12 protein-coding genes and 5 pseudogenes are annotated in these 13,702 nt (G+C 42.9%); 13 read left to right on the forward strand and 4 right to left on the reverse strand.

All coding sequences use genetic code 11. The annotated features are described in order from the left end of the window. Nucleotides 1-6 precede the first annotated feature (6 nt). From hisC to ONZ52_RS21005, 6 genes are all read left to right on the forward strand, one after another. Entirely contained in the window at nucleotides 7-1,065 is a 1,059-nt protein-coding gene (gene hisC / locus ONZ52_RS20980) for a histidinol-phosphate transaminase (RefSeq protein ID WP_265220592.1), read from the forward strand. A gap of 205 nt (nucleotides 1,066-1,270) precedes the next feature. Further along, the gene (locus ONZ52_RS20985; RefSeq protein ID WP_265220593.1) at nucleotides 1,271-3,052 is read left to right on the forward strand and encodes an SLC13 family permease; all 1,782 of its coding nucleotides are present in this window, start codon (nucleotides 1,271-1,273) and stop codon (nucleotides 3,050-3,052) included. A gap of 111 nt (nucleotides 3,053-3,163) precedes the next feature. Further along, nucleotides 3,164-4,243: a DKNYY domain-containing protein gene (locus tag ONZ52_RS20990; protein WP_265220594.1), complete on the forward strand. Its 1,080-nt coding sequence runs from the start codon at nucleotides 3,164-3,166 to the stop codon at nucleotides 4,241-4,243. Between the two features lie 106 nt (nucleotides 4,244-4,349). Continuing rightward, on the forward strand, nucleotides 4,350-4,919 hold the full coding sequence (locus tag ONZ52_RS20995; protein ID WP_265220595.1) for a sigma-70 family RNA polymerase sigma factor: 570 nt from the start codon (nucleotides 4,350-4,352) through the stop codon (nucleotides 4,917-4,919). After that, complete coding sequence (locus ONZ52_RS21000) at nucleotides 4,916-5,680, forward strand: anti-sigma factor (protein WP_265220596.1); 765 nt, start codon at nucleotides 4,916-4,918, stop codon at nucleotides 5,678-5,680. Before ONZ52_RS20995 ends, ONZ52_RS21000 begins: the two co-directional genes overlap by 4 nt. 186 nt (nucleotides 5,681-5,866) lie before the next feature. Further along, on the forward strand, nucleotides 5,867-6,292 hold the full coding sequence (locus ONZ52_RS21005; protein ID WP_265220597.1) for a DUF7282 domain-containing protein: 426 nt from the start codon (nucleotides 5,867-5,869) through the stop codon (nucleotides 6,290-6,292). Nucleotides 6,293-6,344: 52 nt separating this feature from the next. Here ONZ52_RS21005 and ONZ52_RS21010 read toward each other — a convergent pair whose 3' ends face one another. Then, on the reverse strand, nucleotides 6,345-7,286 hold the full coding sequence (locus tag ONZ52_RS21010; RefSeq protein ID WP_265220598.1) for a LysR family transcriptional regulator: 942 nt from the start codon (nucleotides 7,284-7,286) through the stop codon (nucleotides 6,345-6,347). A 128-nt stretch (nucleotides 7,287-7,414) separates the two neighbouring features. Between ONZ52_RS21010 and ONZ52_RS21015 the strand changes: the two are divergent. From ONZ52_RS21015 to ONZ52_RS21045, 7 genes and pseudogenes are all read left to right on the forward strand, one after another. Next, nucleotides 7,415-7,803: pseudogene (locus ONZ52_RS21015) on the forward strand (DMT family transporter). Nucleotides 7,804-7,838: 35 nt separating this feature from the next. Beyond that, nucleotides 7,839-8,278 (forward strand): annotated as a pseudogene (locus ONZ52_RS21020) (DMT family transporter). A gap of 209 nt (nucleotides 8,279-8,487) precedes the next feature. Next, complete coding sequence (locus ONZ52_RS21025; RefSeq protein ID WP_265220599.1) at nucleotides 8,488-8,931, forward strand: GNAT family N-acetyltransferase; 444 nt, start codon at nucleotides 8,488-8,490, stop codon at nucleotides 8,929-8,931. A gap of 25 nt (nucleotides 8,932-8,956) precedes the next feature. Further along, nucleotides 8,957-9,290: pseudogene (locus ONZ52_RS21030) on the forward strand (YnfA family protein). A 71-nt stretch (nucleotides 9,291-9,361) separates the two neighbouring features. Then, on the forward strand, nucleotides 9,362-9,601 hold the full coding sequence (locus ONZ52_RS21035) for a helix-hairpin-helix domain-containing protein (protein ID WP_265220600.1): 240 nt from the start codon (nucleotides 9,362-9,364) through the stop codon (nucleotides 9,599-9,601). 74 nt (nucleotides 9,602-9,675) lie between these two features. After that, nucleotides 9,676-9,993, forward strand: a pseudogene (sugE, locus tag ONZ52_RS21040) (quaternary ammonium compound efflux SMR transporter SugE). Nucleotides 9,994-10,196: 203 nt separating this feature from the next. Continuing rightward, nucleotides 10,197-10,550, forward strand: coding sequence for a succinylglutamate desuccinylase/aspartoacylase domain-containing protein (locus tag ONZ52_RS21045; RefSeq protein WP_265220601.1), 354 nt, complete (start codon nucleotides 10,197-10,199; stop codon nucleotides 10,548-10,550). Nucleotides 10,551-10,610: 60 nt separating this feature from the next. On the opposite strand, the pseudogene dxs reads toward ONZ52_RS21045, so the two are convergent. The 3 genes and pseudogenes from dxs to ONZ52_RS21060 form a co-directional block, all read right to left on the reverse strand. Continuing rightward, nucleotides 10,611-12,489, reverse strand: a pseudogene (gene dxs / locus ONZ52_RS21050) (1-deoxy-D-xylulose-5-phosphate synthase). A gap of 51 nt (nucleotides 12,490-12,540) precedes the next feature. Then, entirely contained in the window at nucleotides 12,541-13,422 is an 882-nt protein-coding gene (locus ONZ52_RS21055) for a polyprenyl synthetase family protein (RefSeq protein ID WP_265220602.1), read from the reverse strand. After that, nucleotides 13,419-13,661 carry an exodeoxyribonuclease VII small subunit gene (locus ONZ52_RS21060; protein WP_265220603.1) on the reverse strand — a complete coding sequence of 81 codons (243 nt, stop codon included), beginning with the start codon at nucleotides 13,659-13,661 and terminating at the stop codon, nucleotides 13,419-13,421. The genes ONZ52_RS21055 and ONZ52_RS21060 overlap by 4 nt, the downstream gene beginning before the upstream one ends. Nucleotides 13,662-13,702: the final 41 nt, after the last annotated feature.

The raw sequence follows: 13,702 nt of genomic DNA on the forward strand, positions 1-13,702 counted from the left end.
CATCCCATGAGTCGTTTTTGGACAGATAAAATCGCTTCTCTTGACCCTTATGTGCCAGGCGAACAACCGCAAGATAAAAAGTATATTAAGTTAAATACCAATGAAAGCCCGTATTCGCCATCGCCTAAAGCCTTAGAAGCAATGGCGGCGGAAGTAAGTGAGCGTTTGCGTCTTTATCCAGATCCCAATGGTGTGACACTAAAAAACGCTCTGGCAAAAAGTTACCAGTTAGAAGCGAACCAAGTGTTTGTTGGCAACGGTTCGGACGAAGTCTTAGCCTTGGCTTTTATGGGCTACTTTGCTGGTGGCAAGCCTTTGGCATTTGCTGATATTACCTACAGTTTTTATAAAGTGTACGCAGGCTTATACAGCATCGAACCAAAACTGATTCCGCTGAATGACCATTTTGATATCGTACCAACAGATTACGAAAACCTAGATGTCTCAGGTGTGGTGGTAACCAATCCAAACGCGCCAACCGGTAAAGCCTTGCCTTTGTCTGATATTGAGACAATCTTAAAAGCGAATCCTGACGTGGTGGTGTTAGTGGACGAAGCCTACGTGGACTTTGGTGCGCAAAGTGCGGTGTCTTTGATTAATCAATATCCGAATCTATTAGTAGTGCAAACCTTGTCTAAATCTCGTGCCTTGGCCGGGATTCGTGTGGGTTACGCATTGGGGCACCCAGATTTGATTGAAGGGTTGGAACGCTTGAAAAACTCTTTCAACTCCTACCCAATTGATCGCATTGCTTTGGCTGGCGCTACGGCAGCGGTGCAAGATGAAATGTATTTAAAAGAGATTTGCGATAAAACCATCGCTACTCGTGAGCAGTCTGTTAAAGAACTGGAAGCGCTTGGGTTCAGCATTGTTCCTTCTGCGACTAATTTTATTTTTGCCACTCATCCTGACAAAGACGCTGAGCAAATCTACCTTGCCTTAAAAGAACAAGGCATTCTGGTTCGTTACTTTGGTAAAAAACCACGTATTGGCAATTATCTTCGCATCACCATCGGCACAGACGAAGAAATGAGCGCGTTAACAGCAGCGTTGAAAACCTTGTAAGAATTGTCTCACCACAACATTCCCCTTTTATAAAGGGGGATGTCTCGTCTTTTATTTTTAGGCGTTACTCGGATATTACGTGAGCAATACTGTCTTTGGAAAAAAACCTATATTCCATATTGATCTATTTTGCGGTTTTTATATTCTTTTACGTTATTTTTGATGGTGGGTAGAATTCTTTTTTTCGACGTAGAAGGCGTTTTAAATGGAATGGCAGGGTTGGTTTTGCTTAGCATTGACTGTTGTAGCATTGAGTCTGTTAACGCTAACAAGAATGGCACCACATTTTGTAATGATGGCTGTGATGACGATTCTCAGTGCGATGGGAATTTTGTCAGGTGACGAGGCTTTGGCTGGCTTTTCCAATTCGGGATTGATTACGGTCGCGGCCATGTTTGTAGTGGCCGCTGGTATACATGGTTCTGGTGGCGTTGACTTGATGGTGAATAGGGCGTTGGGTCATCCTAAATCCGTACGTTCTGCCCTTTGTCGGATTTTTGCACCGGTTGTTGTGTTGAGTGGCTTTTTGAACAACACTCCCGTTGTGGCGACTATGATCCCAGCCATTCATGCTTGGTCTCGTAAAATAAAAATTCCTCCTTCTAAACTGATGATTCCTTTAAGTTATACCGCGATTCTTGGTGGCACTTTGACACTCATCGGGACCAGTACCAACCTGGTGGTGAATGGTCAGTACCAAGAGCTCACCAGGAACGCTGGCTTTTCTTTGTTCTCTATTACCGCTGTTGGTATCCCTGTTGCGTTGGCTGGTATGGCCTTTATTTGGATGTTTTTGCCTAAATGGTTACCTGATCGTAGCGATAAACAAGCGTTTGGCAATCTGCGAGAGTTTACGTTGGAAGTGACGGTAGACCCAAATGGTACCTTAGTTGGAAAGACAGTTCAAAGCGCAAATCTACGAAATTTAGAGCGTGTTTATTTAGTCGAAATTGAGCGACACAATACCATTGTGACAGCGGTATCCTCTGAAGAGGTGTTGCACGGTGGGGACCGTTTGGTGTTTGCTGGTGATACCCAGGCGATTTCGGATTTATTACGCATTCATGGCATTGTTGCTTCTGCAGATAATGGAGAGGTCAGCACACTGAATAAAGATCGTGCTGAGCGTTGTTTGGTGGAAGCGGTTGTTTCACCCCATTGTACCGCATTGGGCAAAAATATTCGCAGTGCTAAGTTTCGTGACCGATATGGTGCGGTTGTGTTGGCGGTGGCACGAAATGGAGAGCGAGTTAAGGGGAACTTAGGGAATATTTATCTAGAAGCGGGTGATACGCTTTTACTGGAAGCGAGACCAGCATTTGTTACGCGTCAACGCTATAACAAAGATTTTTTGCTGATCAACGATTTGGATGCGGAAACGCCAAGACACGACCGAGCTTGGTTGTCTTGGGTGATTCTGGTTGGCGTAGTCGCCGCCGCAGGTTTTGGTTGGATTAGTATGCTAAATGCGGCGCTAATAGGCGCCAGTTTGATGGTCATAACAGGCTGCTGTTCTATTAGTCAGGCAGAAAAAAGTTTGGATTTAACTGTGATTATTACCATTGCTGCCTCTTTTGCTTTGGGGATGGCGTTACAAAAAACGGGCGTTGCGGCGTTTCTTGCTCATAATATGATTCATCTGAGTGGTGGTACTCCTTGGTTGCTGTTAGTTTTGACGTATGTTGTGGTGTCTTTGTTGACCGAGACCATTACCAATAATGCTGCAGCCGTATTGATGTTGCCTATTGTGTTGGAGGCGACTGAGAAGGCAGGGCTAAATAATGAGCCTTTTGTGTTCGCGATTATGATGGCGGCTTCGGCGAGTTTTGCTACGCCACTTGGTTACCAAACTAATTTGATGGTGTATGGACCTGGTGGATATCGGTTCAGTGATTTTCTAAAAGTAGGGATACCGATGAATATATTTATTGGTGTGGTTACCTTAGCCGTACTCATCATAGGTTGGCCTCTGGTTAAAACGCTATAAGGTTTTGAGATAAGGAAAGAGGGTTTTATTCGATTGTTTGGGTAGATTTTGATATAAAAATACTCTCTCTTCATATGCAGTGACAGCATGTCTATTTTTAGGAAGGATACTATGAATATTGTTATCAACATCATTGTGACGTTAGCACTTTTATATTGGCCTGTTGTGCTAATGATGTCTCCCATGATGTTTGCTGCCCCCGGTGCGGATGATGATAAAGGGACGATTTTTACTACGTTCTTTTTTTTGTCTTATCCGGTGACGATTTTTCTTTTATTGGGGGTTTTAGGGGGGAAATACTTCGGTCTTAATAGCTTTGCGCTTGCTCTGGTCAGTGCGGTTGTGGTTTTTTTTGTGCTGTCTTTTTTTGGTTATACTGGGATGATTTCAAACGTCATAAAAGGTATCCCTAACAGTGGCTATGGTATTGTTGGGAATACGGTTTATTACAATGCTGATCCGATTATTGGCGCAGATGCTGAAAGTTTTAAAGCGTATAAGAGTGATGATTATCAGAACGATTACAGTGTGGATCAATACGCTGCGGACAATCAGTATCTGTATTTTCGTGGACAACCGCTGCCAGACATCCATCGTGAAAATCTAGTTGGGAAGGTCATTGCTTATGAGTTTTATTGGCTAAACGACACGCAAGTGATAAAGAATGGTGAAGTCATGGCAGATTTGGATCCTCAAACTTTTGGTGATTTCGAGGGTTTTTCCTATTGGACTTACTCAAAATCGGGCGAGAAATACACGCTTTATTATGACAATGTTCCAATCAAGTTGGCGGACTTTTCTTCTTTTGTGCCACTCACCGACATGTTGGCAAAAGATAATAGTCGGATTTTTTATGAGGGTAAGCCTATTGGTATAGAGGCTGATGTTGAAAGTTTTCAAGCGTTTTCCATTTATGGCTTTGCGAGAGACAAAGATCGTCTTTATTATTTTGGTGGTGAGAGCCCTATTGTCGTAAGCGGCGCCGACCCTGAGTCTTTTGATGAATTGGGCTGGAATTATTACAAGGATAAAAACGCGATTTACTATGTTCAGGAAGAAGAGGGCGCATCGATTCTTGAAAATGCTGATCAGCGTAGCTTCCAAATATTAGGTTATGTTGAAGGTCATGAATATGATGCCAAAGACACTCATAGTTATTATGTACGCGGTGAGAAAGTGAGTGGGCAGTAGGTCGAGTTAACATAATAACGCGCAGTATCAATAGCCTGTGTCTGAATAATCAACAGTGGTGTCTGCGGACACATTACCGAGAGAATGCTTAATTGATACGAATCTTATGAATCAATCTTTATTACCGGAACAGCACACAGCAAAATCATTGGCAAATTTGCTGCAGAGAGTCAGCCAAGAAGATCGTCTTGCCTTCTCTGAGCTATATGAGGCTACCCATCGGAAACTTTTTGGTGTTGTTTATCGTATCTTGAAAAATCAGTCAGTATCTGAAGACGTGCTGCAAGAGGTCTATCTTAAAATATGGGATAAAGCATCGAGCTTTGATGCGAGTCTTGCGTCACCCATTACTTGGATGGTGACCATTGCGCGTAACCGCACTATTGATGAAGTACGAAAAAATACCTTACCAGACAGTGAGATCGATGTGGATTTTGATTTAATTGCAGATGACTCGATGGCGCCTGATGACTTTTTTATAAAGAGCCAAGATTTATTAAAGCTAGAAGCGTGTTTGGATGGGCTTGAATCGCCCCGTGCGGAGATGGTTAAAGCGGCTTACCTAGATGGATTTTCGCGCCAAGAGCTTGCAGAACGTTTCGAACAGCCGCTAGGCACGATTAAAACTTGGCTTCATCGCAGTATTAAGCAGCTGCAAGGTTGTATGAATTTATGAATAATCACGAAGAAACATCCATTCACACATTGGCGGCTGAATACGTACTCGGCACCTTGGATAAAGACGAGCGTGATATTGTAGAAGCACGGCGTGTGAACGAGCCTATGCTTGAACAAGCAATTTTACAGTGGCAATCTCGTCTCGCAGGGTTGAATGAATACGTTCAAGAGGCTGAACCAAGAAAAGATCTCTTGGATGACATTTTGCACAAGCTTGATCGAAAGATTGATCAGAAGGTAGAGGACAACAACGTTATTGGCTCTATGGCATCGAATATCGTCGTCGAAATGGACGCGATGCGTGCCAAACTAAAACGCTGGAAATTTACGGCGCTGGGAGCGTCCGCCATTGCCGCTTGCCTTGCGATCTTTATGGTTGTTAAAGCGCCAGTAGCGACAAATGTTCAGACCAATACGCCTTTTGTAGCCGTATTTCAAGCCGATGATAAGCAGCCAGCTTTTATCATGTCTTTAGATATTGAAACTCGTCAGCTGACGGTTCGTCCCGTTACTGCGCAAGGGCAGGCAGCAGGCAAAACGTATCAGTTGTGGATTAAAGCGGATGAAATTGGCCCTGCGCCACGATCTTTAGGTTTATTAGCCGATGTTTCTGCGCCAATTCAAAAGCAAATTAATTATGACCCTGCGGTGATTCGTCATGCGACGTTTGGTATCAGTGTGGAACCCGCTGGTGGTTCTCCAACCGGTGTGCCAACTGGTCCTGCTATTCATGGTCGACTCTACCCTACGTCTTTATAATTTAGACATCATGATCGTCAAAGCCAATCTAAACAGGTTGGCTTTTTTATGTTTTTACCCTCATTTTGAGGTTTTAGAAAAATAATTAAAAAAAACATGTATTTGCTGAAACCTTTTTAATTGTGCTCGTAGCTATGAGTGTAAAAGGAAAATACTACTCAATAATACACAATTTAGAGGTTTATTATGAAAAATACATTTTCACGTATTGCACTTGGTTTAGGTATTTTGACAATGACTGGTGCTGCGTTAGCGGGTGGAATGAGCGGTAAACTTGCTGTTAAAGGCAGTGATCAAGATGTTTCGGGTGGAACCGTCAGTGCTGATATGGTTATGGCTGATAGCAACGGTTGGTTAGTTGTACATCGCACGGATAAGGCGATGAAGCTCGGTCCTGTGGTGGCTTACGCGCCACTTAAAAAAGGCGAAAATCATGATGTGGCAGCAATTCTTACCGAATCTGTTAAGCCTGGTGAAATGCTAATGCTGATGTTGCATGGCGAAGCTGGTGGCATGAAAACGGGTATTTTTGAATACACCTTAGGCGCGAAAGAAGATGGGCCGATCAAGGTGGACGGCAAGCTAGTGATGGATGTGATTACAGCAAAATAATATAGAAGATTATTCAATAAGGGGTCGATGAATTTTTCTCGCCCCCTTATTTTTATGTATTTTGTTTATCCCAGTAAGGGTGTGAACGGCCAAAAAAGTCAGCCATAAAGTCGAGAAAATACATAACTTTTGATGACTTCATCCGATTTCCAGGATAGAGGGCGTAAATACTTTGTTGAGTATCTTTTTCTGAACCTTCCCAGTTTTCTAACAAGGCGACTAATTCCCCAGATGCTAAATGCTGAAACACCAACCAGCGTGGAAATAAGATAACTCCTTGGCCAGCTAAAGCGGCTTGTACCAATATATCCGCGTTATTGCTGCATAGGTTTCCGGTGACTTCAATACATTCGAATAAGGTTTTGTCTTCTTGGCGAAAGTACCAATTACGCCGTCCGTTATTGCCCTTATAAACCAAACAATTTAAGTCGAGCAGTTGCTTGGGGTGGGACAGGTGGCCGATTTTATCTTTTATGCTTTGCAGATAATTAGGCGCTGTGCACAGTACGAATTGCTCATCTGCAATGGCTTGGTAATTTAAACTAGAGTCTTCAAATTCACCAATGCGAATAACAATGTCTGAGCCATTGGCGACAGGATCTACATAGGCATCGGTAAGCATCAATTCGACGTTAATGTCTGGATAGCGTTGTTGAAACTGACAGATTAATTTGGACAAGTGTAAACGAGCAAATGAAACGGGCGCGTTAATATTTAAGTTACCTTGTGGTGTGAGAAGCGAGCCTTTGACGTGTTCGGTAGCTAAATCTAGGCTGGTTAATACTTCTCTGACTTCAGCGAAATAATAGGCACCTACTTCCGTCAGTTTAACCGCACGTGTGTGTCGGTGAAATAGACGTTGGCCAAGCTCTTCTTCCAAGGCTGAAATGTATCGAGAGATAGAAGAGGGCGGTAAATCCAATTCTTTTGCTGCCGCAATAAAGCTACCTGTTTTGGCAACGGAAAGAAAAACTCTAAGTGGTTTGATGCTCATAGTGCAATTATCACTTGTTATTTGTGTTATTGATTTAATTTAAGCACTAATTAAGAATGCCCGCAACGAAAACGAGTGGAACGAAACATATGCAAATAATGGTTTATCTTCTGGTGTTAGCGGCGGGTATGGGATTGTCTATTGAAGCTGGGCTTTTAGGGCCTTTAGGTGAGTTAGTCGGGCACTTTTCAGCCACGCTAGCGATTTTTATGATTGGGTCGATATTGCTGTCATTGATTATGATTTTTTTGCCAAGCCAAATTTACCTGAGCTATTCAAACAGCCTAAATGGCTACTGACTGGCGGCGTGTTGGGGCCTATTTATGTGGTATTTCTCACCATAGCCACACCAATTATTGGTGTCGGTATGACGATGACCAGTGTTTTATTAGGACAAATCGGCATGAGCCTCGTGATTGATCACTATGGTTTGTTGGGCAGTGAAAAACGCGGGATTGATCCGTATCGAATTTTGGCTGTGATGATGATTATTGTCGCCCTTTGGCTTTTGAGTTAGGAGCAAATAGTATGACGGTATTTTTCGCAGTTTTTATGTTGATATTGGGCGGTGTTGCGTTGTCAGTACAATCTTCCATTAATGGACGTCTTGGTAATAGCGTTGGTGTGATCGCCAGTGCTTGGCTGACGTTTGTTATTGGTTTCGCTATCTCATTTTTATTGTTTTTTTCTTTGAACCGAACCATGAAGTCACCCTTTTTAGTGCGCCAAAGTGGCAACTAAGTGGCGCTTTATTTGGCGTAATGTACATGTTGATTGTGGTCTTTGCCGTGCCTAAAATTGGTATTGCTGCAGCAACTGTTTGTACTATTTCGGGTCAGTTAATTATGAATCTAATCATCGATCATTTTGGCTGGTTGGAAAATAATATCATTCCATTAGATAGCAGTAGATACATGGCGATTTTGCTACTAGTGGGCGCTATTACAATGATTTACCTAAGTAATAAGCGTATCGCTAAAGCCGCATCATAAAACATTTATTTTGTTTTTAACGGCCTAGTCGATTCGTGATAAATAGATTGGCTAGGCTATTTTGTCTTTACTCTTCAAATACAACCGTCTCAATAGAACTGTCTCGAGAAAAGTCACTGAACAACGTTCTGTATTATTCACTTTGCTTGTAAACTGACATCTTTTGGTAAAACACTGTCGACTATAGATTCAGTAATTACGGAGTAGAAATGGATATTCAGAAAGTTGATATGGCTGATTTGGAACTTGTTAAGCACTTTATTGGCCAAGTATCTGCTGTGGATGTGTTGCCTAATTTTAATGATCAAGGTAAGGCTGAGTACAAAGCGCGTGTTTTGCCAGATATTATTACAACGTTTGATGCAGCGCGTTTTCAGACACTTAAAGTCGTCTTTGCTGGCGAGATCGTGGGTTTTGGTGCGTTACGCGATGGCAATTATCTTACCCACTTATTTGTGTCTAAATCGGTACAAGGTCAGGGAATAGGAAAGCGACTCCTTAGTGCTTTATTAAATACGACAGAAGCTAAAGAAATTAGCCTGCGCTCTTCAGTGAATGCGGTTGGTTTTTATGAATCGTATGGGTTTGAGGCTACAGGCAGTGAGGCTGATTTCAATGGTATTCGCTTTGTGCCTATGAGCTTGGCGCGTTGATCACATCACTAGAAGGAAGGTTCTTTTGCTTGAGTTAAAAACAATAGGTCTTTTTATGCTGACAGCATTGGCAGAAATTGTTGGCTGTTACCTACCTTATCTTTGGTTGCGTGAAGATAAAACGATCTGGTTATTAGTACCTGCGGCGTTAAGTTTGGCTGTGTTTGCTTGGCTTCTGACGTTGCATCCAACGGCATCAGGAAGAGTCTATGCGGCTTATGGCGGTGTTTATATCTTTATGGCGGTTTTATGGTTGTGGGTGGTTGACGGTATTCGCCCGACAACGTGGGACATGGTGGGATTCTGCAGTAGCACTGTTAGGCATGGCTATTATTATGTTTGCGCCACGGACTACATAATATGGTTTAATTGATAGTTTTAAACGGACAGATCTAAAGGGTAAGTGTTAACTGAGGGAGAGATTTTAAACATGGCATTTTCAGAGCAAGAGAAAAAAGCATTACTTGAATTGAAAGGTGTTGGGCCTACTGTTATTAAGCGTTTTGAAGAAATCGGTATTGATTCATTCGAAAAACTGGCTGCTTATGAAGCAAAAGATATCGCCGGCATGGTTGCTTCGATGTTGAGAACAACCTGTTGGAAAAATAGTCCGCAGGCTTTGTCTGCTGTAGATTCTGCGATAGTTCGAGCTAGACAGGGCGTTTCTTAAAATCTAATGTTAAAGCCTAATGATGTGGGGACGACCTCACCACTCTAATTAATAATGAGGACGACCTTAATAACATGAGCTGGTTTATTCTAGTCATTGCAGGGTTATTGGAAGTAAGTTGGGCTATTGGCTTGAAATATACCGAGGGCTTTACCAAGTTATAGCCCTCAATAGGGACTATTTTGTCATTGGTTGTTAGCTTTGTATTACTTGGTTTGGCGATGAAAATATTACCTGTGGGTGTGGCTGATGCAGTATGGGTTGGCATAGGTTTGGTTGGCACAGCAATGCTGGGTATTTTGTTGTTTGATGAATCAGCCCAGACATTAAAGCTAATCAGTCTTGGCTTAATCTCCGCTGGAGTAGTGGGTTTGAAATTGACTAGTTCTTAATTAACAGTAGCTTCTTATTATTCAAACATAGCGCTAGATTTTTTAGCGTTAGGTTTTATTTTAATGTCATAAGTGAGTTTATTTAATGCTTTTATATAGAGGCATTTTTTTATGTTTCTCTTCGCACAAGTCGAAAATTCTCTCGATAACTTACTACGAATGTGGTCAGTAGAATAATACATATTGTAGCGATATCGTAATCGATGACAAAGCATATTTTGGACTTTGTTGCGCTGAGTAATAGTGGAGAGGGTTTTGTTATACCAGATGAATACGATGCTTTTCAATATTCTGAAAATTTACGTTTGCCAATCGATGCAAATGGACAAAGGGAAGGTATGGTTTCTCTGCATGTTGATCAGAAAGACTTTCAACCGATTGAGCCAGGTCAGGTGGTAATGGAAACGTTTGCAGGAGAAAAAATTACTTGGCAGAGGGATTATACCGCCTATCCATTGTTTATTAATGAAGCGGCTTATCATAAGAGCCACAGTGCGATGACGCTTTCTAAAAAAATTGTGATGTCTTGTCGAGATTATAAGTCGTCAAAATTGTAAATATCTTCATAGACTAAAAAAATAAGGCCAGATAATCTGGCCTTATTTTTAATAGCGTAACTATAAATGATTGAGCTTCAGTTCAATAGACTTTTGAATGCCCTCTGCATCCAGTCCTACGCGTTTCAACATGGAGGCATGGCTGGCATGTTCTTCGTATTGATCCGGTAAACCAAGATGAAGAACTGGAGTGTTGATGTTGTTAGCAAGTAAAAACTCACTTACTGCAGAACCCGCACCGCCCATGATGGCGTTTTCTTCCACAGTAACAATCAATTTAGCTGTGCGTTGAGCCAGCAAGGCTTCCTTATCAAGTGGCTTAACAAAACGCATATCAAGAAGGGTGGCATCAAAATGCTTAGCCGCTTGCAACGCATCATAAGTCGGTCGGCCAAAAGCACAAATAACGATACCTGATTGTCCTGTTCTTAAGGTTCGTGATTTACCGATTTCTAGCGTATCTAGGGCGCTATCAATGTCGATACCTGGACCTGTGCCACGAGGATAGCGAACCGCTGCTGGGCCTTTATACTGATAACCAGTTTGGAGCATTCTACGACATTCGTTTTCATCAGATGGGGCCATTACCACCATATTAGGGATACAGCGAAGATAGCTTAAATCGTAAACACCTGCGTGTGTTGGACCGTCTTCGCCCACTAATCCAGCTCGGTCAATGGCGAATAAAACATCAAGATTTTGCAGTGCCACATCGTGAATAAGCTGGTCATAAGCACGTTGCAGAAACGTGGAGTAGATAGCAACCACAGGTTTGATGCCATCGCATGCCATGCCAGCGGCTAGCGTTACGGCATGTTGTTCGGCGATCGCGACATCGAAATATCGTTCTGGAAAGCGTTCTGCGAAATCAATGAGATCTGAACCCTCTTTCATAGCAGGTGTGATAGCAACCAGCTTATCGTCTTGCTCTGCCGCATCACATATCCATTTACCAAAAACATTGCAGTATTTTGGCAGTTTGCTTTTCTCTTCGTTTGGTTTCGGGTCAGGTTCTATCTTATTGATAGCGTGGTAGCCGATAGGGTCGCCTTCAGCAGGTTCAAAGCCTTTGCCTTTCTTTGTAATGACATGAAGGAATTGAGGACCTTTTCGATCTTTTAGATTTGATATGGTAGTTAATAAGTGATCCATATCGTGACCATCAATAGGGCCGATGTAATTAAAGCCGAGGCTCCTCGAACATCATGCCGGGCGATACCATGCCTTTCATGTGCTCTTCTGCTTTACGAGCCAGCTCAAGGGCAGAGGGTAGCCCTGAGAACACTTTGCGCCCACCTTCACGAATATGGTCGTAAGTTTTACTCGCCCAAATCCGAGCAAAGTAGCTGGATAATGCACCTACAGGCTTGGAAATAGACATTTCGTTGTCGTTCAAAATGACCAGCATATCGGCTTTGACATCGCCTGCATGATTAAGCGCTTCAAAGGCCATGCCTGCTGACATGGCACCATCACCAATGATAGCAACAGCTTTGCGGCCTGTTTTTAACTGACGTGCAGCAAGAGACATGCCAAGCGCTGCACCAATTGATGTACTAGAATGACCAACGCCAAACGTATCGTATTCACTTTCATCGCGTTTTGGGAATCCTGAGATCCCATTTTCTTGACGTATATTAAGCAAGGCTTCGCGACGGCCTGTTAGAATTTTATGAGGGTAAGCTTGATGGCCGACGTCCCAAACGATGCGGTCTTCAGGTGTGTTGTATAAGTAATGAAGGGCTACGGTGAGTTCAACAACTCCCAGTCCTGCACCAAAATGTCCGCCAGTTTGCCCGACGCTATAAAGCATGAACTCTCGTAACTCACGAACAAGCGTTGGTAGTTGCTCTTTTTTAAAAGCGCGCAAGTCAGCTGGAGCATTGACTTGATCAAGCAGTGGTGTTTCAGGTCGCGCTGTAGGTATCTCTTCGAACATGGGCACAGGTTTGGTCACATATTAGTTAGTCTAAAAAAGCGGGTAAGTATATCAGTGGTTGCGGCCAATAATATAGTTCGCAAGCTCAACTAAAGGTTGAGCAGCGTCACCAAAGGGTGAAATCGCAGTTATGGCTTGCTCATGCAGGCGTTGAGCAAGTAATTGAGCACCTTCTAAACCAAGCAGCTTAGGATAAGTTGGTTTATTTGCGTCCTCATCCGAAAATTGTGTTTTACCTAGTGTGGTTGTATCACTGGTGATATCAATAATGTCATCTTGCACTTGAAAGGCGAGTCCAATCGCTATCGCATAAGCGTCTAATGCGGCCAATTCAGCTTCGTTATTAGCGCCAGTACTGATTGCCCCCATACGAATACTGGCACGAATGAGCGCGCCGGTTTTGTGTTGGTGCATTTGCTCAAGCGCATTGATATCGATATCTTTGCCCACGTTAGCTAGGTCAATCATTTGTCCTGTGACCATGCCATGGCGACCTGAAGCGACAACCAGTTCTTGAATTAATTGTAGCTGGATTTTTATGTTTTGGTGCTTGGTGTCGCTTAATAATTCGAAAGCAAACGTTTGTAATGCATCGCCTGCTAATATGGCTGTCGCCTCGTCGTACTGAATATGACAGGTAGGTTTGCCACGGCGTAAGTCATCATTGTCCATGGCTGGAAGGTCGTCATGGATTAGGGAATAGGCATGGATTGACTCAATGGCTGCTGCACAAGCATCTGTAAGACTGTTTGCTTCACCAAATAAGGAAGCGGCGGCATAGGTCAACATAGGGCGAACGCGTTTGCCGCCATTAAATAAGCTGTATGCCATAGCCTCCTGTAAATGATCTGCGGGTTTATATTGGTCTAAATTTTGCGTAAGGTATGCATCTACGCGCTGACGGGCGTATTTAGAAAAATCGTTTAGCGTCACGAATTTAATTCCGGATCAAAGGTTTCTAGGTGTTCACCATCTTGCTTTTCTAGCAAAATTTGAACCTTTTGCTCAGCTTGTGTTAAGACCGTTTGACATTCTTGGCTAAGCTTTACGCCTTTTTCAAAGGCTTTTAATGCTTCTTCGAGTGAGAGCTGATTCGATTCAAGTTGTGTGACCAGCGTGTCCAACTCGCTGAGGTTCTCTTCAAAATGGCGGACATTTGTTTTACGTGACATGATGACTACTCTTATTTTGAACCTACGTTTTGTAACAGAAA

It is taken from the genome of Marinomonas rhodophyticola (genome assembly GCF_026113935.1).
In the GTDB taxonomy this organism is placed as follows: domain Bacteria; phylum Pseudomonadota; class Gammaproteobacteria; order Pseudomonadales; family Marinomonadaceae; genus Marinomonas; species Marinomonas rhodophyticola.